This is a genomic window from Jeotgalibaca ciconiae (assembly GCF_003955755.1).
Lineage (GTDB): Bacteria > Bacillota > Bacilli > Lactobacillales > Aerococcaceae > Jeotgalibaca > Jeotgalibaca ciconiae.
The window spans coordinates 2,571,923-2,593,049 of the sequence record NZ_CP034465.1 but is presented as its reverse complement, the minus strand read 5'-3'; the positions used below and the strand labels follow the sequence as shown (position 1 = coordinate 2,593,049).

Here is a 21,127-nt window from a genome sequence, read left to right as displayed (position 1 = left end):
ATTTTGTTTATTCGTTATCTTGCAAGTCTTTCAATTGATCACCCAATACATCACCTAGTGTGAATGCTGAATCAGAGTCATCTTCGTAAGTACCTGCTGATTCTGGTTCAACTGCACCTGATGCTCCTTCTTTTTGATCTTGCAATGCTTTGATGCTCAATGATAAACGGTGCTCCTCTGGCTTCACATCCAGTACTTTCACTTCAATCTCTTGACCTTCTTGAAGTACTTCGTGTGGAGTTGCGATATGTTGGTGAGATATTTGAGAAATATGTACCAATCCTTCTACTCCAGGGAATACCTCAACAAATGCTCCAAAGCTTGTCAATCTTTTGACTGTTCCAGTTAAAACAGAATCAACTGGCGCTTTTTCTTCAACTGTTTCCCAAGGTCCTGGTAGAGTATCTTTAATACTTAATGATACACGACCACGATCTTTATCTACTGATAATACTCTGACATTTACTTTTTCACCAATTGTCAATACGTCTCCTGGGCTATTCACGTGTTCATGAGCAATTTGAGAGATATGAACAAGTCCATCCACTCCGCCTAGATCAATAAATGCACCAAAGTTTGTAAGACGTGCAACTGTTCCTTCTACCGTATCTCCTTCAGTGAGGGTATTCATTCTTTCTTCGCTTAGCGTTGCTTTTTCTTCTTCTACAACAGCTTTGTGAGAAAGAATTAGACGATTTTCACTTGGTTCAAGTTCAACAATTTTGAAGGTCATTGTTTTCCCTTTATACTCTGAAAAATCTTCTACAAAGTACTCTTCAACCATAGATGCAGGAACAAATCCTCGTACCCCAACATCTACAACAAGTCCGCCTTTAACCACTTCTTTGACAGGTGCTTCGATGTATTCGTTGTTGTCGTGTTTCTCTTGGATATCTTTCCATACTTTTTTAGCATCTAGACGGCGTTTGGAGAGCAAGAAACTTCCGTTCTCTTTATCTTTGATTTGTTTAATAACCACTAAATCAACCACATCGCCTACATTAAGAACTTCTTTAATGTCATCAAATGGTTTTGCAGACAATTCTTTATAAGGAATGACTCCTTCTACACCACGTCCGCTTATTCCCACGATTGCTTGATTGTCTTCAATCGTTAAAACTTCACCTTGAACGGTATCGCCAACTTCTAATGGTGGGTATGCGTCCAACATTTCATCCATTGTCAATTCGCTGTTTTCTGAATCTGGTTCGCGCTTTGGAACTAAATTATTTTCAATATCTTCTGGAGCAAAATCTTCTACTTCTTGAAGAGCAGAATCTACTTCCTCATCCGTATTAACTGTAATCGGGGATACAGGTGTTGGTTCAACTTCTTCATTCTCTCCTGCAGTTTCAGAAGTAATTTCTTCGGGTGTTACATTTAATTCCTCTTCATTTGCTTGTGAATGCTCTTTAAAATCTGCCATATGCCTTTTCCTCCTAGTATCATTCTTACGCATGTTTGTATTTTTTTGTTAATCAACTTCTATTTCATACAAACGATTGAAAACGTATAACCATATAGAATCATTTTAACATTTTCTTTAAACATCGTCCAGTAATGTAGGATTTAGACCGTATTTACATTCATAATTCTTTCTTTTTTCGTTCTACAGCAAGTTTCAAGACTATCTCTACCACTTCATCAATGCTCAAATGAGTAGAATCCAGCTCGATGGCATCGTCTGCCTTCTTTAGTGGAGAAGCAATGCGATTCGAATCATAATAATCTCGTTCTTTCAGCTCTTTTGTCAGCTGCTCTAAGGAAACATCCATTCCTTTAGCAACCGATTCTTTGTATCTTCTCAGTGCTCTTTCTTCCGCTGAGGCAACTAAAAATATTTTTAAATCTGCTTTCGGCAAGACTACCGTTCCAATATCGCGACCATCCATTACAATTTCTCCGGTAGCTGCAATCTTTTGCTGACGCGCAACCATTTCTTCTCTTACCTTAGTGTGAGCAGAAACCAAACTCACATGTTGCGTAACATCTTTCTCTCTTATTAACTCAGTTACGTCTTCACCATTCACAAAAACTTTTTGTCGGTCACCTTCATATGAGAAAGTAATTTCAATTGAATCCAGCAACTCTACTAATTCATCTTCGTTATCTAGCGAAAGAGACTCTTTTATTGCTATATAAGTTAAAGAGCGATACATTGCGCCAGTGTCGAGGTATATAAACCCTAAATTTCCAGCTACTTTCTTAGCGATGGTACTCTTCCCTGCAGAAGCAGGTCCATCGATTGCAATACTAAAATTATCCAACGTTTTCCTCCAGTTACTTTGAATTTAAATTATTAAAAAGACCAAGGTCCGCGTAGCACGCAGACCTATTGTCTTTCTTTTATTTTACTTTTAAAACAACACCAATTTCAGCTACGTCGCTAGACAATCCATTTACTTCCTTTAATTCATCTAAAGTCATGCCATGATTCACGGCAATGCGGTATAAATTATCTCCAGCTTTAATGGTATATATATTCGCATAAACCTTATCGTCATCATCTGATTCTTCCTCAATCGATTCCGGCTCCTCTACAACAGGTGGAACCTCTGGGGCAGTACTTTCTGATTCTTCAGAAGTTGGATCTGAACTAGATTCAGACGAGCTATCCGCCTTTGATTCTGAAGAAACGCTTGATTCTGCTTCGCTTGACTCTTCTTCAGAAGAAACTTCGCTTTCTGAAACAGAACTTGCGGCTTGTTTTCTTTCTATCACTTGTTGAGCAGTTTGCGGCTCTGGATTTTTCTTTGACTGCTCACTCCAGTAGTAAGTAGCGAATGGAATCACGAGCAAAGCAAGGAACACAAATAATATTACTTTATACAGAGGCGCTACTTCCTTTTTCTTAGAATTCCTGGCTGACCGGGAATACTGACGATTATTGAAGTTCTCATCCTCGCCAAAACGTCTAGACCATGGTTCTTCTTGTTTTTTATTTTTCTTACTCATCCATTGTTCCTCCTAAAGATTCTTCGAACTTATTGTAGCACATTTCTTCATTGAAAAAATAAATTTTTATAAAAGAAAAAGAACTTTAATTATTTCTTTCCAATTTTTTAAGGAAGCATCTTTTTTCTCTATCATTGGCTCTGTCACTGGCATCTCTTTTAATAGCTCTGCTTGGTTTGGATTGCATATAGAACAACACCAAAATGGTTTTTCTTGACTTTCATGTTCAAAGTAATTAGAAATTATTTTCCTCTTACATTCTTGTGTTTTCGCAAAGTCATTCATGGCAAATAGTTGTCGTGTTTTTTCTTCAATGCGATTATTTACAAACAGAACTGCTTCTTGCTTGTTCATTTTTTTATATTGAACGATTTGCAGCATAGCTCTATCAGAATCAGATAGATCATCTAAACTGCTATTCTTATTTTCATAAATATTCTTCATCATTTGTTCATCAAGTGCTGTTTCATGATTTTTACGATTCTTAAATGAAAAATCAGAATAGGAATAAAGTAGTGTTGCTATGCTCTGTTTTCCATCTCTCCCAGCTCTTCCTGTTTCTTGTAAATACTCTTCTAAAGATCCTGGTAAATGATAATGGATAACGGAACGAATATTTTTCTTATTAATCCCCATTCCAAACGCCGCTGTTGCACAAATAACATCTAGTTTATTTTCTAAAAATTGTTTTTGTATCGTCATCCTGTCCTCATTCGTACGATCGGCATGGTATGTAGCAACTCTAAGGGAGGTGTGAAGTCGGATGAATTGATTGATTTTTTCTGCTTGCAGTTTACTTGTAAAATAAATAATTCCTGGCATGGGATATTCAGTTAATAATTCTAACAATATCTCGTCTTTATCTCTTGCAGTTGTGTCCACTATTTTATAAAAGATATTAGAACGATTGGGATTATTTCGATGAATCTCTGTTTGTTCCTTGGATAGATGTAAAACTGCTATAATATCATTTACAACTTTTTCTGGCGCAGTAGCTGTTAAAGCTAATGTCAAAGGGTTATTAAAACGTCTTCGTACTTCTCCCAGAAAAAGATAGTCAGGTCTAAAATCTTGTCCCCATTGAGAAATACAATGAGCTTCGTCAATCACAAATAGACCAATTTTAATCGTACGAAGCAAATTCAGGAAATGATTTGACTGTAACATTTCAGGAGAAACAAATAAAAATTTGTACTTCTCTATATTATTTTCAATTAATCTTCTTTCTTCAAGAGAGAGCATACTATTCAACGCCGCAGTCCTTTTCTCCCCTGTTTTCTTTAATTGCATGACCTGATTATCCATCAAGGACAGCAATGGCGAGATAATCAAAATGGTTCCTGGAATCGAATACCCTGCATACTGGTAAATCAATGATTTTCCACTACCTGTAGGTAAAATAGCGATTGTATCTTTTTTATCTAAAATAGATTGAATCGGTTCTTTTTGTCCAGATCTAAAAGAATCAAAACCAAACCATTCTTTCAATCGCTCTTCTAATTTTTGTTCGACCATAAATTATCAACCTCACCCATAATCTGCATTAATCGATTTTCAAAAAAAGCCAACTCCGGAAATTTTTCCTGAATCTCTTCGTAATGAATTGGTTTGTTACTTTTGGTTCTTTGCTCTACATATTGAACCTGTTCGGGACTCAAAATCTTTTCAAATGGAAAAGACGGATACATAATAGCCATTTCAGAAATATGATCATTTATCGTACTAATTTTTAACCGTCTGATAGTAGCGATTTCAGCCAAACTTTTACCAGAAGACCATAAAAAATAGCTTTCTTCAGTACTTTTTGAACAAAGACCGCCATTCTCTACTATTTCTTGAAATATCTTAGCTATAATTGGCAAATCAGTGTTGTTTTTTACAAGATAAGTAATGATTTGAAGCCAATCTTGTTGCCATTTAATAATGACTTCTGTTTCTTCCCATCCAACTTCAAGAGCCACTTGACCAGATGTCTGACGGATTTTATTATTTCCTTCCAGTTGATGGACAAACAACTCTTGATTGATAGCAGGAGTTTTTTCTAGCAATAAAAATAACTCTTTCCCAAATTGTTGTGATAGTACCTTTTTTTCTATTCCAGTTGTTCGAATAAATTGTTTCAACCAAACTTGTTCAGAGACTCGAGATTGAATTGGAAAATATTGATTGTTTTCATGTGCACTTTCTGATAATACTTGAATTAAAAAAAGTAATCTTCTTTTAAAAATAGGTAAAACTGCACAATAATTCATTTGATAAATATTTTCATTTCTTATGTGTGTAAGGAAGAAATCTTCCAGTGTCTTTTTACCTTTTTCTGTTAACAAATAGTTGTCTTCCACTTCCAATAACAAACCAAGTTTTAAAAAATAGAAAATTCTCTCTTGAAAGTTAGTCAAATTTAATTTGGGAAAAACAGCAAAATAAGCTGTTAAGCGATAGCGTAATGTTTGAAGCATCACTGATATCGTTCGCTTTCCTGTAAGTATATGATATAACGAATTTATTTTTCTAGGTTCAATCGTTGAAAAAATATCTAAAAAAAGATACTCTAAGTATGTAAGCTTCACTATTACACCCCACTTATTTTGATAGAAAGTTGTGTTCTTATGCATTATACCAAAGTTAACAGAGAAATATGTATTGCTTGTGGCTTATGTCAATTAATTGCTCCTTCTTTATATGAATATGATAAAGATGGGATCGCCTATACAGTAAAAGATCAAAATAAAGGAACAATGCCTATACAAGAACAAGAATTTGAAAGCTTCAAAAAAGCCTATACAAGCTGTCCAACTGGCGCAATTCTTCGTTCTACTGCACCATTCGAAGATTTGGATACTCAATCTTAAAGAAAAAGAAACTAGAAACAGTCGAGATTACTGAAAAAACCTTTCTTTAAACTAAGACAAATACAAAATTAGTAATATTTGTTTCTATAAAGGACAAAATTAGAAAGATTTTTAAATTTGAAAATAAATAGAGAAAATTACGAGAAGATGTAGGGAGTGAAGATATAATGAAATAAAGGTCTTTTTTCATGGATTTTTCAAAAAAATCCCAAGTACCCGTGATGGCAAAGTCGTGTTTTTCTCAAATGCAACAGCTTCGTGGACCGTCATTTTTTTGGCCGAGATGCACATTCTCCTTAAGGAAAAGCAAAGGGGCATAGGCTTCCTACAGAAGAAGCATGTAGTAAACAGCTGTAAGCAACCTTCGTGCTATGGTAATGATTGCTTTTTTGTGGCCTCGTCGTTTCTCCAATTGTAGATACTTGTTTAGTTTCCTTGATATTTCTCACCCCGTATGATGGTCTTAGCGATTTAGACAAAGAGGGACTTTAAGTATTGTCCCGCTTTTGAAAAAGGTCTCGGGAATATCCATTCCACAATGATTTATATAGGCAATGGCTAACATGGTTATTACATCCTTGAAGGAAAATAGGAAACAAACCACCCAGAGACTGTCCAGCTCTCTACAAACGAGTTATTTGATCAAAAATAATTTTTCAGGCTCCATGTCCTACTTAGTTGTGCTTGAAGAGGGAAACTACACATATAATAATACAAGATCGTGCTTCTTGGAGGCAGTCACTCCCTTCCTCGTGATTTGTAGTCTGAGCAGATTTTTCCTCTAAATAAATAATACATTAAACGCAAAAGGCGTAACGCTATTTTCATCTTATGTGGAGCCTTGAGTGAAGCGAAAGGAGTGAAGTATAATAATGATAGAGAAAAATTGGTTGTTACCTATTATAATTATTATTTTAATTGGGATAATATTATATGGTTGGCAAAGAAACATTAGGTATGAGGAAATGGCTAAGAGCTTAAGTAGTATTCCATTTGTTGATTCTATTTTAGTAAAAGATGCTAAAAATGAGGAAAAAATTTTAAACCTTACACAGGAAGATCCAATTTTTGATGAATTAAAAAATATTTATCAGACCTATTATGACTTAGATTGGTCGCAAAGAAAATTATTAAATGGAGAGCCGCTTTTTTATGTTGAATATTTAGTGGAAGATGAGAAGAGACATACTGTTAGTATATACCAGATAGATAATGAGCAAATTTCCTTAATACCAGAAGACCAATGGACAGGTACAAGAACAATTACATACAACTACCTTAACTCAGACAATACCAGACCTTATATACTTGTGATTGAGAAACTAAATCAGATAATAAGCTTCTCTGAAGGAACTAAAAAGCTAATAAATGATTTGGAAGACATAATGGGCAATAGATAAACTTGATAGATATGAAAGTTAATTTAACTAATCTTAGGTATAGATAATAATTTTGTGTAAATGGCTTTCCAGATTGCAGAATATTTCTTAAGCACATTCTCCGTGGCGATATCAGCATTTCTTCCAGCTTTCATTCGGCAAAATGGAATCCTCAATGTCTGCGAGACAAGAATTTCTGGTTGTAGGTTTTAAAGGCAGAAACCAGAAAACGATCCATCGACTCTTCATTCTGGAATTGTTCCTTCCGACGTAGGAAAGTCCTCTTTTCTGTTAATTGGTTGTCGTAAACTCTATTCTAAAGAAAGGATTTCCTTTTTCTATTTACACGTAATATTTTACACTCTCTTGCTTTCAAAACAAACTTATTTATGCAATGTTTGAGAATGTTACTTGAATTTCATCATCTTTTTCTTCCGCTGATTTTCTTTCATATTACTGGGAGAATTGTTCTGAGTCAGGTACTCTCTTCTATATCTTCACTTTAAAAATAAACTCTTTCGGCTAAGCTTGTTTTAAGTGCGTAATTTAGTAAGAAAGCGCATCTAATATTGGCTTTTTTTATATTCTATAGGTTTTAGTAGCATCAAATTAATACATAAAATAATGTAGCATTCTATGTGAATAAAATATATAATAAAGTTGATATCCAATATTAAGTGTAATATAATAAATATATTCTTTGGCCTAAGAATATATTTTGCTCTGAAAATTTCATTGTTTTTGAAACCAAGTTCCTTTGTTTGCCGCTTAAATGAAAGGGCATTCAATAATGAAAAGATTTATTAATATTGTTTTAATAGTAACTTTATTTATCTCAACTTCTGGTTTAATGAATGTTTTAAGTGTGAATGCTGCCTCTACTTCAAATGCTACTTCTCCTTCAATCGAAAGTGAAAATTATTTTAGTGAAGTTTTTGAATCGAATGGCGTTCAATACTTTTATGAGCAGACTGCAGAATATACAATAACGATAACACGAGCATTAAATGGAGAGCAGACAATAGTATACAAGGATACGTTAAATAATGGAAGTGATGAAATTTTTTATCATTTTGAAAAAAGGAATTCAGAGATATCACATTATGTATATGAAACAATTCCTGAAGAAGAAGTTCAGACAATTCCATTAGATTCTTCTGATATAGAAAAATTAAAAAGTATTAGAGATGCAGTTTTAAATAATGAAATAACTTTTGAAAAACAAGCTCTTCAAAATATCGCCGAAGTAACTTATTTTGAAGAAGAAGGAGAAACCGATTCTTTATCTTCAATTCAGCCTGCTAGTGCTAGTAAAGTTACTCAGGCCTTATCTGCTATCTACGGATCACCTTATCTAAATAAATACTTAACGAGTCTAACTCGGAGAGGCTATACTGGATATTTGTATCAACATATGACATTTGGCTCAAGCATAAAAACATCTGTGCTCTTCGATGTATTGACTGGTATTGGAATAGTAGCGACTGCTTTTGGTACGCCTATTAGTAGTTTACTCGGAATTGCAGCGTGGGTATCAGCAGGTGCAGCGGGCTATCAGTTGGTAAGGCTTACTTCATTTTCACAGTGGAATGCAACAGTTTACCTTCAGAAAGAAGTTAAAGTATCGAATTCATATCCATACAGAGCATTTTATGAAAGATATCTTACTGCTGTAACTGGCTCCCAAGGAACTGCAGCTCTAAGTGGTGTCAATAGTTCATATAAGAGTAGTGATTACGACAATAACACTACTTTGCTAACTAAAGGAATTGATTTATATATTGGATATTAAGAAATAAGAGAGTAAACCATTTAGACAATATAAAAAGAAGCATTACTATTTTTAGCCAATATTAATCAATCATTTATACTTACATTGGAATATTTATTCCTAATTATTCAGTTACGACTAAAAATAAGCTGTCAAAAAAGTTCGTTATAAACTGAAGATCAAGGGACTGGGAAAACACTTCTGTCCTAGAAAATCAAGCTCCTTGTCAAGAAGTGTTGATAGTAAATTTTCCTGATTAAATGAAATCTAAATTTCACAATCTTTTCAAGCAGTAGCTGGGAACCAAATGGTTCCTAAGCTACTGTTTTTATTTCTAATAATTTATATTCAATAAAGATCCGATTACGGAAGTTAGAAAAATTACGATAGCCGTAGGCTGTTCGCTTAATGGCCTTGATTTTATTGTTGATTCCTTCTACTAGTCCGTTTGAGTAGGAATACTTTAGTGCGTTTACAATGGCTTCCTCTGATTGTCGGAAAGTCTTTAAGGCTTGGTCCATCTTGGCTGAAAGCCCCCGTTGCTTTTCGTGGATGAAGGACTGAAACAATTTTGGTTTCCGATAGTTAACGGTAAAGACGATTGTTTGGTAGATGTTATATTGGTGGCGTAAACCTTCGTCCAGGGAAAGGAGATAATTAACGATTCCCCTTTCCGTCACCATGCCTTTGAAAAGACGATGATAATGGTATTCTGTGGCTTTTAACTCTTCTTCCTTTTTTAGGATTAATTTCCAATATTTTTTTAACTTTCTGTAATCCTTCTTCGATTTCGAATCGCTCGATTTCTGTACGGTTTTCATGAAGGCTACCCGTGCTATATTGAGGGCTCGATTCACCTGTGTAACAATGTGAAAACGATCAATGATCAAATCTGCTTTGGGAAAAAGAGACCGAAAGAGTTTTTGGTACGGACCGTAGAGGTCCACGACTACGGTTTTCACTTTCGCACGTTGTTCTTTTGGAAAACGCTTAAAGTAATCCGTGATGGACTTGTTTCGACGGTCTTCAAGGATATCGAATATTTTTCGGTTATCAGAATCACAAATAATCAAGCTCATCGCACCATCGGCACTTTTCACGCTTTTAAACTCATCAATGGCTAAGTTCTCGGGAACGTGTTGATAGGTTTGACGGAATGTATCATAAAAAGTTTTGAAAACCCGTTTAACCGTGTTATTGGAAACGCGGTGTTCCAAGGCAATGTCCTTTTCAGAGATGTTTCTCGTACCTTGTACGGCTATGGAACGTTTGACATCATTCGAGATGTGACAACGTTTCTCAATGACCGAAATTTCTGCAATAAAAGTTTGTCCGCATTCTCTGCATAAGAATCGTTGTTTCTTCAACTCCAGGTAGGCTGGACATCCCGCCATATCTAAAAGCAGAGGACGGGTCAGTTTCGTTCCGTTCTTTACGATTGATCCATTTATTTACCTAGTTTGTATCTGGCTTCGTTCCAATTGTCCAACTAATAATCGCGCCATCATAACAATCGATAATGAGAGAGGGTAGACTTTTCCTGTTGGAATACGAAATTCAGTAATATCCGTTAACCATTTTTCGTTGGGATGCCCCGCTTTAAAATTGCGATTCAATAAATTTGGCTGTGCAGGAGTAATCTCCCCGCCATACGGAAAATATTTTTTTCCGTTTAGAAAATCTAACAAATAGATTTTCCTCGAACATTAACATTCTTACGGTTTTTTCAGAAAGTGTTTTACCCATATTTTTAAGAACTTGGTGAATTCTTCGATAACCATATGCGCAGAAGTTACTGTTAAAAATTGAGAAAATTAATTGTCGTTCTTCGAAATACTTATCCGAATTCCTAATTACCTATTTCTGATAAAAATAGCTGCTTTTAGATAACTGGAGCTGTTGAAGAAATTCTTTCAATTTGAATTGGTTTCGTAAGGCATCAATTAATATCGTCTTTTCTTGATTTGTTAGATGAAGAAGATTGAGGCCTTCTTCTTTTTTTAATAATTCAGTAGCTCTTTCGAGTAACGCTTTCTCGAGCTGTAATTGGTGTACTTGTTTTTGTATTCTTCGACTTCCTTTAAAAGTAATTCTTTTTGGTTTCCTTGATTTTTTGAAGTCATGCGTAGTAGAAAATCCTTTCCAAGATACGTATCTTTCCATTGGTATAGAGCAACTCTACTGATGCTTTCAGCTTCAGCTAAAGTTTTTCTGTCAGTTTTTTGATGATTTCTGCTACACTATTTTCTACGGGAGTCTTTCTCTACACTATTTTTAGGCCATGAATCTATATTAGTTTAAGGGTCTCCCTCTTTTTATTCAACATCAGAATAGTTATCACCGAAAAAAAGTACACACTAAGTGTGTGCACTTCATTTTAAAGCTTACTTTTCGTTTAATCAGAAAATTTTACTGTCAACACTTCTTGTCAAAAAGCCCAAAGTAGTTTTTTAGTGTCTTCTTTGTAGGGAACGTTCCACTCTTGCCAAAATGACTTGTAGCTTTCTAAAATTTTATGAGGTTAATTTTCAAATTATTTCTGCAACTTTTTTGGCGTTTGATTAATCGTTAATTAACATTCTATTTTGTTTTACTAGCCATGGTTTTAATTTAGGAAGTACCATTAGAAACACAATACTGATAATAGTTCCTTTAATAATATTGAAAGGGACGACACCCGCTAAGATATACTCGCTTAAATTCCCTACGCTGAAATTCAATATTCTTAAATATAAAGGTGTAATAACATATAAATTAGCAATTGATAAAATAATTGTTAGTGAAATTGTTCCAAATACAAAGGCAGCTGCTGCCCCTTTTTGTGTTTTCGATTTTTTTAATAAAGCATATGCAGGCCAACAATAAGATAAGGTCGCAATAAAACTTGCAAAATCACCGATTGGATATCCCATGTCTCCTCCAGTTTGGATATAATGCAAAATGGTTCTCACCAGTGCTGACATAATCCCGCCAAATGGACCGTACAATAAAAATGATATTAATATTGGCAAATCGCTAAAGTCCACTTTTAAATATGAAAACGCAGGAATTACTGGAAATGCCAGAAACATTAATATGAATCCTAAAGCACCAAACAATGAAATACCTACTAACCGATGTGTCTTACCTTTTAACATATGAATTCCTCCTTGCGAAACAATCTCAGAGAATCAATTTCTAGATAAACAAAAAGAACCCATCCCACCTGTCTTCAAAAAAAGGTAGAAATGGATCCTTGACAAATATGCATATCAAAGAAACATTATCTTCTTCCATCCAGACTTTACTGTCGGTACTGGAATTACACCAGTTCAGCCTATATCATAAAGATATAGGGTCGTGGACTATACCACCGGTCGGGAATTTCACCCTGCCCTGAAGACGTTTCATAATTTTATTTTGTTTTATTTTACATTTATAACTATAGCTCATTGTGAATGAATTGTCAAACCTTATTTCGAATTTGAATTAAAAAACTGCTTTTGTTCATGAAAAATCAGTACTGCTCTTCTGCATAAGGGAGTGTAATAATAAAAGTAGTTCCTACGTCTTGTGTACTCTCCACTTCAATTTCACCTTTATGTTCATTAATAATAGAATGAACAAGTGATAAACCAATCCCTGATCCAGAACTTACTGGTCTTGATCTCGATTTATCATCCTTGTAAAATCTTTCAAAAATAAAAGGAATGCTCTCTTGCGTTATACCAATTCCGTTATCAGAAATTTGAATCAACGCTTGATCTAAAACATTATCCAGTTGAATATTTATCTTAATAAAGCGCTCGCTCCTTGTTTCAGGATCAGCAGCATAACGGATCGCATTATCGATTAAATTATAAAAAACATGATGCATCTTCTCTTCATCCATCAATAAATAATCAAGATTGTCCTCGATAGAGATTGAAAAAACTATATTCTCTTTTTCTAAGGTTTCTTTAAAACGATTCTTTAATCTGATAAAAAAACTTTCTAAATGAACCATTTGATAATTCAGATAAACGTATCCAGCTTTAATCCTTGAAAGATCTAACAAATTATTAATGGTTTTATTCAGTTCTGTTGCTTCGTCATAAATGATTTTGGCCATCTCATTTTTTTCTTCCGTTGTTTCAGCAATGTCATCAAGAATTGCTTCGCTGTAACCTTTTATCGTTGATAAAGGAGTTCGAAAATCATGAGATACGTTCGTGATAAGATCTTCCCGCATAGAGGCTAATCTTTTAGCGTAAGTAACATCTTCAATTAATAATAAGACCCCGCTTACCGAATCGTTTTCCTCGGATAAAAGAGTTGAAAAGCGAATATCAAAAATCATTTGATTTTGCTGCACTTCAATCCTCTGTCCTGTTTTATTTTTAAAACAATCTGCTAATATTTGGGCATAACTTTCTTTTATGCCACCGCTCATTTCTAAATCATCGGATTTTATAAAAGAAGCAAAATATTGTTGTCCCGTGCTATTCATGCTTTTTACCATCAATTCGTCGTCAATATAAATAACACCGACATTTAACGAATCGTAAACATGCTCTAACAATTCTTTTTCTTGTGTGTTCATTAAGGTGCTTGCTTCCATAGCTTTCCCTAATTTACTGATAGCACTTGCCAGATTTCCAATCTCATCATTTGTTTTAGTGGAAGTTTTCGCATCAAAATTATTTTCGGAATACTGGTAAGCAACCTCAGTCATTTCTTTTATTGGTTTTTGTATTTTTTTATGTTGTAAAAAATAAATGTAGATGAATACTCCTACAAACATTAAAAGAATAATAGAAAAAATGATTCGATTATTCCTTAGAAACGTATGATACGCACCTATATTTTTAGATAACAAAAGAATACTCTCATCATCCAAGAAAGTAATCGAGATATAGAAAGAGTATTTTCTATTTGTTTGATTTTTATAAGAAACTATTTTAATTTGGTCCGACTTTGAAGCAAGTAATTCAGCTGCTTGATTTGAATTCAAGAAAATTTCTTGAATAATTTGAGATTGTACTTGTGCATCTTGATTATCATTTAATTCATGCATATTTTGGTTTTCTAGATATAAAACACTAATATCCTTTGGTAAATCTAATTCTTCGTCTTCAAGAGAGTAAGTTAACCGCTCTTCTGTAAGAATGTATTCCCGAACCCCTCGTAGAGAATCTTCAACTGTTTGAAAAAAAGCACTTCCAAGTGAATTTTTTAAGTTATTTACTTCAAGAAAATTTAGTGTTAATAATAACAAAACTCCCGTAACAACAAAAAGAAACGTATTGGTTAGCGTAATGTTTTTTCTTTTCATTAATTTTCAATCTCATTATTCTTTTGATAATCTGTTTCTAGCGGAGAAAACTTATATCCTGTCCCCCATACCGTCACAATCATTTTTGAAACATAAAGCGATTTTTTTTGAAGTTTTTCACGCAATCGCTTTATGTGGGTATCTACTGTGCGCAAATCGCCAAAGTAATCATATCTCCAAACTTCTTTTAATAACATTTCCCGTGTGAATACCTTTTCTGGATTTTCAGCGAGATACAAAATTAAATCAAACTCTTTAGGTGTTAAGGTCAGAGGCTCACCTCCAGCAAGTACTAATCTTGATTCAGGAAAAATATCTAGTTCTGGATACGAAATGATGATGGTTTCTGGTTCTTCGATTTTCGTTCTTTTTAAAATTGCTGCTACTCGAAGCATAACTTCTCTTGGACTAAAAGGTTTTACAATATAATCATCCGCTCCAGCTTGAAACCCTTCTACCCTTTGGCCTTCATCTCCACGAGCGGTAATCATAATAATTGGAGTATCTTTTATTTTACGAATCTCTTTAATAACTTCTAAACCATCGATTTCAGGAAGCATAATATCAAGTAAAACCATATCGTAATCTTTTTCTTCCATTTTTCTAATCGCAGAAACACCATCAGCCGCTTCTTCTGAAGCATAGCCTTCCTTTGTTAAATACAATTTCAAAAGACGCCTGATGCGCTCTTCGTCATCCACAATCAATATCGTAGTGTCTGAATTAGCCAACAACCTCACCCTTTCCCTCTCGCTAATTCCATCTATAGGATTAGTAAGAGTTTGATTAATTTTCTTGAGCGAATTTCTTTAATTTTTCTATTTCAAAAGATTTTAATTCGCGATACATACCTGGTTGAAGCTTCTCTAAAGTCAAGAAAGAAAATTTTTCTCTTTTTAGTTTAGTTACCGGACAATTAATTGCTTCAAACATTTTTTTTACTTGATGATTCCAGCCTTCATGAATGGTTAATTCCACAATCGCTGTATTTTTCTTATTGTCTTGAGATATTAATCTCGCTTTGGCTTTTGATGTTTTCTTGCCATCGATGACAATACCTTTTTCTAACTTATAAAGCTGTTGTTTAGTAGGGATTGCACTAACTTTTGCCACATACGTCTTTTCAACTTGATATTTCGGGTGCATTAATAAATTAGCAAATTCTCCATCGTTTGTAAGCAGAATCAGACCTGTAGTATCAAAATCTAATCTTCCAATTGGATAAATTCGTTCAGGTATTTCTTTAAAATAGTCAGTTATAACTGGTCTTCCACGATCATCAGATACCGCAGACAGTGTGTTCTTTGGTTTGTAGAATAGAAAATATACCGGATGTTCTTTATCAATTGGTATGCCATTTACTTCTACTAAATCCTTGGAAGAGACTTTTACTCCTAACGTTTTTACAACTTCCCCATTCACTTTCACTTTTCCTTGCGTAATCAAGTCTTCTGATTTTCTTCGAGAAGCTATTCCCGCATGTGCAATTACTTTTTGTAAACGTTCCATATTTTGTTTCACCTAGTTATCTCTCTATACTTCTTATTGTGAATCATTTTTATTTTTTAACTCGTATATTTCCATTCTATCATGATTCTCTAGAAAGTCCTCTTGATTGAATAAGTCAAAGGACTCATCTTGAATTTGGAACAGTGCTTCTGCACTTGGAAGATCATCTAAATCTTTTAAACCAAAATAATTCATAAAATAATCAGTTGTTCCATAAATAATTGGACGCCCTGGTGTTTCCGCACGCCCTATTTCTTTTACCAAGCCTCGAATCAACAATCGCTGAAGCATGCCTGAAGACTGAACTCCTCTGATTTCATCAATTTCAATACGTGTAATAGGCTGTTTATAGGCGACGATAGCCAATGTCTCCAATGCAGCTTGAGACAAATGGGAAGAAAAAGGAGACGTAGCATACTTACGTATTAATTCTGAAAAATCTTTTTTTGTTGCTAGTTGAAATCTTTGTCTTGTTTCAATAATAGTCAAACCAGTACTAGAATCAAGATCATATTTATCTCGTAAAGTAGAAATAAGATGATGGGCTTCTAGTGGAGTTATTTCAAGCAAAGAAATAATTTCTTCAATACTTAGACCTTCATCGCCGGCAACAAATAAAAGACTTTCTAAAGCTCCCTCTTTATTCATTTATTTCTACTTCCTCCCACAATCGTTTCAATAAAATATCACCATACATAACTTCCTGAATAAAATAGATTTTTTTTTCTCTTACTAATTCCAACATTGCTAAGAAAGTAGTAACAATTTGTGATTTGGAAGGTACCTCGTAAAAATCCGTAAAAGGAATGCTTTCGTCTTTTTTATCAAAAAGATTATCAAATCGCTGTAGAATGTGTTTCATCGTCTTCTCTACAGAGATTTCTTCCTGGTCTAAACGAGCATTTAACGGCTTCTTACGCTGAAGTTTTTGGTACATTTTTTGTAGGGCAGCAATCAAATCTTCTGAAGAAACTTCTCCAGGAGTTAACGGAATTGATTGACGGTAATTATCTAAATCAGCGGGTAATTTAGTGAAAAAATCTCCGCGTTCATTTTCCATTTCTTTCAGAACTTTTGCAGCTTCTTGAATACGTTTATATTCAAGAAGCTGGTTAATTAGTTCTTCACGAGGATCTTCGCCTTCTTCATAAAAATCATCTTCCATTTCTATTTCTTTTTTTGGTAGTAACATTCTACTCTTTATTTCCAATAAAGTAGCTGCCATGAGCAAATAATCTCCTGCAATGTCTAAACGTAGTTCTTGCATTGTCTGAAGGTACTGAAAATATTGATTTGTAATCTCAACCATCGGAATGTCAAAAATATCTACTTTTAGTTCCTTAATCAAGTGAAGTAACAAATCAAGCGGTCCTTCAAAGGCTTCAAGTTGTATCATTAATTCATTTGATTCGTTCATTCTTCATCATCCAACTCACTTGAAGTTTCTGCATTTTTTTGAACCCATTTTGTAATAATCGGCACCGTTTCCAGTGTTCCATTTATTGTTTGATCTGGGAATCGAGTTTTTAACTTATCAAGCATTTTATGCATGATTCCTTCATTTCTAAATGATGGATTAACAGAAATATGTCGAACCAGAACAATTGACTCCGCCCATTCAATACCAATAATCGCAATGATATTATCAGTCTCCGTATCTCGCCAAAGAAATAACCTTTTATCTTCTTCACTTATATAGCTTTCCATTTCTTTCTGAAGACGCTCAACATTTTTCAAATCGGCAATATAAGATAGCAATCCCATAGCGATTTTTTCATAGTTTTGATTATAAGAAATAAGCACTGTTTTCTCCTCGCAAATACACAAAAAACACTATAATAATGTTTTTTAGTTTTTTGTTACCTTTTTTCGAAAAACACAAAAGATACTTTACCATATGAAAGAACGAATCACAAATTTATGGTTCAAAAATTCGCTTATATTACTTTTAAAGTCTCTTTTAGTAAAGTTTTAAATGTTTGATTTACTCGTTTCGAAACTTCGACAACTTCTTGATGATTTAAACTTGTCTGCATTCCAGCAGCTAAATTTGTTATACAAGAAATACCAAAAACTCGTAAATCAGAATGACGAGCAACAATTGCTTCCGGCACGGTTGACATTCCAACTGCATCAGCGCCTAATGTTCTAGCCATCTTGATTTCTGCAGGTGTTTCATACGTTGGTCCGCTGAATCCCATATAAACACCTTCTTTTATTGCAACATTCATTTTTTTCGCTACTGATTTTATTTTTTCTTGGTAATCTGAATCATAAGTTTGACTCATATCAGGGAATCGCGGTCCCATTTCTTCGTCATTTGGTCCAATTAGTGGATTTTGAGCTGTAAAATTAATATGATCTTGGATTAACATTAAGTCTCCAGGTGAAAAATCAATATTCACTCCACCAGCAGCGTTTGTAAGACCTACACTATGAACACCTAATAACTTCATTACTCGTATTGGTAAGGTAACTTCTTGGATAGGATAGCCCTCATAGAAATGGAACCGTCCTTGCATGGCTATCACTGTTTTACCGCTCAATTCTCCATATACTAATTGTCCTTTATGACCTTTTACGGTAGAAATTGGAAAATGAGGAATTTCAGAATATGGGACTACAATTGGATTTGTAATTTCATCAGCCAGGTCACCAAGTCCTGACCCTAATATTAAACCAATTTCTGGTTCTAAAAATCCTTTATCTTTCAAGTAATTTGCTGTTTCTACTAACTGTTCATGTTTCATCATATACGTCCTCTCTATAATAAAGTGCTGCCTCTATTTTAAATTTGGCAAGAAACTTGTGCCGTATTCCGTTATTTCTACGTCGAAATTATCAGCGATTGTTGCTGCTATATCTGCAAAATAGCCTTGTGCTAAAGCACCGTTTTCTTGCATAGACTTACTATAAACCAACAATGGTACATATTCTCTGGTATGGTCTGTACCTGTAAAAGTTGGATCATTTCCATGGTCAGCAGTAATGATAAGTAAGTCATCATCCGCTAAGTGTTCCAAAATTTCTGGAATTCGTTTATCAAAATCTTCTATTGCTTCCGCATATCCTTTTGGATTGCGTCGATGGCCGTATAGCGCATCAAAGTCAACCAAGTTTAAGAAACTGATACCTGTAAAATCTCTTTGCATTACCTTAATTAATTGGTCTACCCCATCCATATTGCTTACGGTACGCACAGAATCCGTAATCCCTTGTTCATTAAATATATCACTGATTTTACCAATTGCGATGACATCATAGTCAGCTTCTTTTAAGTAATCCAGTGTTGTCTTTCCGAACGGACTTAAGGCATAATCATGACGGTTACTTGTACGTTTAAAGTCACCAACCGTGCCAAGATAGGGACGTGCAATAATCCGACCAATCATATAAGGATCTTCTAATGTAATTTCACGTACATATTCGCAAATATCATAAAGTTCTTCTAAAGGAATAATCTCTTCATGTGCTGCAATTTGTAAAACTGAATCAGCAGAAGTATAAACGATCAAATCACCTGTTTTCATTTGGTATTCACCATATTCATCCAATATTTCAGTTCCACTGGCAGGCTTGTTGCCAATAATTTTTCTTTTTGAATAGCTTTCAATTTTTTCAATTAACTCATCTGGAAAGCCATCTTCAAATACTCGGAACGGCGTTTTTATATTTAAACCCATAATTTCCCAATGCCCGGTCATTGTATCTTTTCCAACAGAGATTTCTTCGAGTTTTGTATGATAACCTAACGGATTATCGATTGGTTTAATTTGTTCGATTGGACGAATATTGCCCAATCCTAACTTCTCGAGATTAGGAACCGTCAGTCCAGCAGTTTCTGCTATATGACCAAGTGTGTCTGAACCTACATCTCCAAAGTCTGCCGCATCGGGTGCTTCGCCAATTCCTACAGAATCCATTACCACAACATGCACACGTTTATATTTTTTCATAAAAAAACCTCCTAAAACATTTTCTATAATCTCTACGCACGCGGATGATATTTACGATAAGATTCAACCATTCGCTCTTTCGTAATATGCGTATAAATTTGGGTTGTCGAGATATCCGAATGTCCCAACAATTCTTGCACTACACGTAAGTCCGCTCCATTTTCTAATATGTGTGTGGCAAAAGAATGTCTCAACATATGGGGCGAAACTCTTTTATTTATTTTTGCTTCTACAACGATTTTATTTAAATTTTTCCAAATTCCTTGACGGGTAAAACCTTGTCCATGAAAGTTCAGGAATAAATAGGGACTTTCTTTTCTTCCCTTACTAAGGGATGGACGACTAAAAGATAAATATTCTTCCACCCAATAAACTGCTTCTTCCCCCAATGGAACGACTCTTTCCTTATTCCCTTTTCCAATCGTTTGAATAAAGCCAAGGTCCAAATGTAATTCAGCTAAGGTTAAATGTACGAGTTCACTTACTCTTAATCCTGTTGCATAGAGTACTTCTAAAATTGCCCGATCACGCACACCAAAGACAGTCTTTGTGTCAGGGGTAGCGAGGATACGGTCTACTTCATCAATTGAGAGAGACTTCGGCAGACTTTGTTTCTTCTTAGGGAGCTTAATTTCTTCCATCGGGTTAATTTTTACTATTCCTTCTACCAATAAATATTGGTGGAATTTACGAAGACAAGAAATCATTCTGCTTATAGAGCTAGAAGCTAGCTGCTCTTTATCTAAAACTTCTAAAAAAAGAAAAACTTCCACTTTAGTAACTTCTTGAAAGGAAGCAATTGCTTTTGATTGCAAAAAGAGTGAATACTTTGTTAAATCTCTACGGTAACTTTGGATTGTATTAGCTGCCAATCCTTGTTCAATTCTCAAATGGTGAAGATATTCAATAATAATTTCATCCATAAACTTACTTCCTTGTTTCTGCAGACAGTTCAGGTGTTTTATTTTGTCTCTTTTGATAGCAGTCAGTGCATATACCATGAAAAATCAGACGGTGATCTTCTACTTGAAAATGGTATTTTTTTTCTATTTCTTTTTCCAAATCACTAATTAAATCATCATATATTTCTTTTATTTTACCGCATTCCATACACAGAAGATGAAGATGGAACTGTTTATTGCTTTCTCTTCGTATATCATAACGAGCCAGTCCATCTTCAAATAACACCTTATGAGTTATATTCAATTGTGTTAAAATTTCCAAGGTACGATAAACGGTCGCAAGACCAATATCAGGATTTGTTTGTTTTAAATGCATAAATATTTCCTCTGCACTTAAGTGATCCTTTTCTAGCAAAACTTTTACCGTTGCTTCACGTTGGGGGGTAAGTTTAAAACCACCTTCTTGCAGTGAAGTTTTTATGCTCGCTAATGATTGCTCTGACAAACAAT

The 21,127-nt window shown here is 34.4% G+C and carries 20 protein-coding genes, 1 pseudogene and 1 riboswitch; of the genes and pseudogenes, 3 read left to right on the top strand and 18 right to left on the bottom strand.

Translation table 11 applies throughout. From position 1 onward, the window contains the following. Nucleotides 1–7: 7 nt before the first annotated feature. From rpsA to EJN90_RS12015, 5 genes are all read right to left on the bottom strand, one after another. Nucleotides 8–1,180, bottom strand: a complete 1,173-nt coding sequence (rpsA, locus tag EJN90_RS12035) for a 30S ribosomal protein S1 (protein WP_126112469.1) — start codon at nucleotides 1,178–1,180, stop codon at nucleotides 8–10. Between the two features lie 406 nt (nucleotides 1,181–1,586). Continuing rightward, nucleotides 1,587–2,267 carry a (d)CMP kinase gene (cmk, locus tag EJN90_RS12030; protein WP_126111574.1) on the bottom strand — a complete coding sequence of 227 codons (681 nt, stop codon included), beginning with the start codon at nucleotides 2,265–2,267 and terminating at the stop codon, nucleotides 1,587–1,589. Nucleotides 2,268–2,346: 79 nt separating this feature from the next. Next, the gene (locus tag EJN90_RS12025) at nucleotides 2,347–2,955 is read right to left on the bottom strand and encodes a LysM peptidoglycan-binding domain-containing protein (RefSeq protein ID WP_126111572.1); all 609 of its coding nucleotides are present in this window, start codon (nucleotides 2,953–2,955) and stop codon (nucleotides 2,347–2,349) included. Nucleotides 2,956–3,021: 66 nt separating this feature from the next. Next, complete coding sequence (locus EJN90_RS12020; RefSeq protein WP_126111570.1) at nucleotides 3,022–4,470, bottom strand: RecQ family ATP-dependent DNA helicase; 1,449 nt, start codon at nucleotides 4,468–4,470, stop codon at nucleotides 3,022–3,024. Further along, nucleotides 4,452–5,525 (bottom strand): helix-turn-helix domain-containing protein, encoded by a 1,074-nt coding sequence (locus EJN90_RS12015; protein ID WP_164544084.1) that lies wholly within the window; start codon nucleotides 5,523–5,525, stop codon nucleotides 4,452–4,454. Before EJN90_RS12015 ends, EJN90_RS12020 begins: the two co-directional genes overlap by 19 nt. A 39-nt stretch (nucleotides 5,526–5,564) precedes the next feature. On the opposite strand from EJN90_RS12015, the gene EJN90_RS12010 reads away from it, so the two are divergent. The 3 genes from EJN90_RS12010 (at nucleotide 5,565) to EJN90_RS11995 (ending at nucleotide 8,978) form a co-directional block, all read left to right on the top strand. Continuing rightward, the gene (locus tag EJN90_RS12010; protein ID WP_126111566.1) at nucleotides 5,565–5,807 is read left to right on the top strand and encodes a ferredoxin; all 243 of its coding nucleotides are present in this window, start codon (nucleotides 5,565–5,567) and stop codon (nucleotides 5,805–5,807) included. Between the two features lie 872 nt (nucleotides 5,808–6,679). After that, on the top strand, nucleotides 6,680–7,207 hold the full coding sequence (locus EJN90_RS12000) for a hypothetical protein (RefSeq protein WP_126111564.1): 528 nt from the start codon (nucleotides 6,680–6,682) through the stop codon (nucleotides 7,205–7,207). A gap of 769 nt (nucleotides 7,208–7,976) precedes the next feature. Next, nucleotides 7,977–8,978 carry a hypothetical protein gene (locus tag EJN90_RS11995; protein WP_126111562.1) on the top strand — a complete coding sequence of 334 codons (1,002 nt, stop codon included), beginning with the start codon at nucleotides 7,977–7,979 and terminating at the stop codon, nucleotides 8,976–8,978. Nucleotides 8,979–9,271: 293 nt separating this feature from the next. Here EJN90_RS11995 and EJN90_RS11990 read toward each other — a convergent pair whose 3' ends face one another. From EJN90_RS11990 to EJN90_RS11930, 13 genes and pseudogenes are all read right to left on the bottom strand, one after another. Next, the gene (locus tag EJN90_RS11990; protein WP_407657542.1) at nucleotides 9,272–10,363 is read right to left on the bottom strand and encodes an ISL3 family transposase; all 1,092 of its coding nucleotides are present in this window, start codon (nucleotides 10,361–10,363) and stop codon (nucleotides 9,272–9,274) included. A 58-nt stretch (nucleotides 10,364–10,421) separates the two neighbouring features. Next, nucleotides 10,422–11,179 (bottom strand): annotated as a pseudogene (locus tag EJN90_RS11985) (IS3 family transposase); the annotation flags it as partial. A gap of 339 nt (nucleotides 11,180–11,518) precedes the next feature. After that, nucleotides 11,519–12,094 (bottom strand): ECF transporter S component, encoded by a 576-nt coding sequence (locus EJN90_RS11980; protein WP_126111558.1) that lies wholly within the window; start codon nucleotides 12,092–12,094, stop codon nucleotides 11,519–11,521. A 123-nt stretch (nucleotides 12,095–12,217) separates the two neighbouring features. After that, nucleotides 12,218–12,344, bottom strand: a riboswitch (FMN riboswitch). 109 nt (nucleotides 12,345–12,453) lie between these two features. Further along, nucleotides 12,454–14,250 carry a sensor histidine kinase gene (locus tag EJN90_RS11975; protein ID WP_126111556.1) on the bottom strand — a complete coding sequence of 599 codons (1,797 nt, stop codon included), beginning with the start codon at nucleotides 14,248–14,250 and terminating at the stop codon, nucleotides 12,454–12,456. Then, the gene (locus tag EJN90_RS11970) at nucleotides 14,250–14,981 is read right to left on the bottom strand and encodes a response regulator transcription factor (RefSeq protein WP_322348861.1); all 732 of its coding nucleotides are present in this window, start codon (nucleotides 14,979–14,981) and stop codon (nucleotides 14,250–14,252) included. The genes EJN90_RS11975 and EJN90_RS11970 overlap by 1 nt, the downstream gene beginning before the upstream one ends. Before the next feature lie 55 nt (nucleotides 14,982–15,036). Then, on the bottom strand, nucleotides 15,037–15,759 hold the full coding sequence (locus EJN90_RS11965) for a pseudouridine synthase (protein ID WP_126111554.1): 723 nt from the start codon (nucleotides 15,757–15,759) through the stop codon (nucleotides 15,037–15,039). Between the two features lie 33 nt (nucleotides 15,760–15,792). After that, nucleotides 15,793–16,407 (bottom strand): SMC-Scp complex subunit ScpB, encoded by a 615-nt coding sequence (gene scpB / locus EJN90_RS11960; protein WP_126111552.1) that lies wholly within the window; start codon nucleotides 16,405–16,407, stop codon nucleotides 15,793–15,795. After that, entirely contained in the window at nucleotides 16,400–17,176 is a 777-nt protein-coding gene (locus EJN90_RS11955) for a segregation/condensation protein A (RefSeq protein ID WP_126111550.1), read from the bottom strand. The genes scpB and EJN90_RS11955 overlap by 8 nt, the downstream gene beginning before the upstream one ends. Then, nucleotides 17,173–17,562, bottom strand: coding sequence for a GNAT family N-acetyltransferase (locus tag EJN90_RS11950; RefSeq protein WP_126111548.1), 390 nt, complete (start codon nucleotides 17,560–17,562; stop codon nucleotides 17,173–17,175). Before EJN90_RS11950 ends, EJN90_RS11955 begins: the two co-directional genes overlap by 4 nt. Nucleotides 17,563–17,696: 134 nt before the next feature. Then, nucleotides 17,697–18,512, bottom strand: a complete 816-nt coding sequence (locus EJN90_RS11945; protein ID WP_126111546.1) for a purine-nucleoside phosphorylase — start codon at nucleotides 18,510–18,512, stop codon at nucleotides 17,697–17,699. 30 nt (nucleotides 18,513–18,542) lie between these two features. Continuing rightward, a complete protein-coding gene (deoB, locus tag EJN90_RS11940; RefSeq protein WP_126111544.1) occupies nucleotides 18,543–19,715 on the bottom strand; it encodes a phosphopentomutase in 1,173 nt (390 codons plus the stop codon). A gap of 32 nt (nucleotides 19,716–19,747) precedes the next feature. Continuing rightward, entirely contained in the window at nucleotides 19,748–20,638 is an 891-nt protein-coding gene (xerD, locus tag EJN90_RS11935; protein WP_126111542.1) for a site-specific tyrosine recombinase XerD, read from the bottom strand. Nucleotides 20,639–20,642: 4 nt separating this feature from the next. Continuing rightward, nucleotides 20,643–21,122, bottom strand: a complete 480-nt coding sequence (locus EJN90_RS11930) for a Fur family transcriptional regulator (protein ID WP_126111540.1) — start codon at nucleotides 21,120–21,122, stop codon at nucleotides 20,643–20,645. Nucleotides 21,123–21,127 lie beyond the last annotated feature (5 nt).

What these genes read in the sequence shown, in the direction of transcription:
- rpsA (WP_126112469.1), bottom strand. Translation starts at nt 1,180, where the DNA reads ATGGATGAAATGTTGGACGCATACCCACCATTAGAAGTTGGCGATACC.
- EJN90_RS12025 (WP_126111572.1), bottom strand. Translation starts at nt 2,955, where the DNA reads ATGAGTAAGAAAAATAAAAAACAAGAAGAACCATGGTCTAGACGTTTT.
- EJN90_RS12020 (WP_126111570.1), bottom strand. Translation starts at nt 4,470, where the DNA reads ATGGTCGAACAAAAATTAGAAGAGCGATTGAAAGAATGGTTTGGTTTT.
- EJN90_RS12010 (WP_126111566.1), top strand. Translation starts at nt 5,565, where the DNA reads ATGCATTATACCAAAGTTAACAGAGAAATATGTATTGCTTGTGGCTTA.
- EJN90_RS12000 (WP_126111564.1), top strand. Translation starts at nt 6,680, where the DNA reads ATGATAGAGAAAAATTGGTTGTTACCTATTATAATTATTATTTTAATT.
- EJN90_RS11995 (WP_126111562.1), top strand. Translation starts at nt 7,977, where the DNA reads ATGAAAAGATTTATTAATATTGTTTTAATAGTAACTTTATTTATCTCA.
- EJN90_RS11980 (WP_126111558.1), bottom strand. Translation starts at nt 12,094, where the DNA reads ATGTTAAAAGGTAAGACACATCGGTTAGTAGGTATTTCATTGTTTGGT.
- EJN90_RS11975 (WP_126111556.1), bottom strand. Translation starts at nt 14,250, where the DNA reads ATGAAAAGAAAAAACATTACGCTAACCAATACGTTTCTTTTTGTTGTT.
- EJN90_RS11965 (WP_126111554.1), bottom strand. Translation starts at nt 15,759, where the DNA reads ATGGAACGTTTACAAAAAGTAATTGCACATGCGGGAATAGCTTCTCGA.
- scpB (WP_126111552.1), bottom strand. Translation starts at nt 16,407, where the DNA reads ATGAATAAAGAGGGAGCTTTAGAAAGTCTTTTATTTGTTGCCGGCGAT.
- EJN90_RS11955 (WP_126111550.1), bottom strand. Translation starts at nt 17,176, where the DNA reads ATGAACGAATCAAATGAATTAATGATACAACTTGAAGCCTTTGAAGGA.
- EJN90_RS11945 (WP_126111546.1), bottom strand. Translation starts at nt 18,512, where the DNA reads ATGATGAAACATGAACAGTTAGTAGAAACAGCAAATTACTTGAAAGAT.
- deoB (WP_126111544.1), bottom strand. Translation starts at nt 19,715, where the DNA reads ATGAAAAAATATAAACGTGTGCATGTTGTGGTAATGGATTCTGTAGGA.
- xerD (WP_126111542.1), bottom strand. Translation starts at nt 20,638, where the DNA reads ATGGATGAAATTATTATTGAATATCTTCACCATTTGAGAATTGAACAA.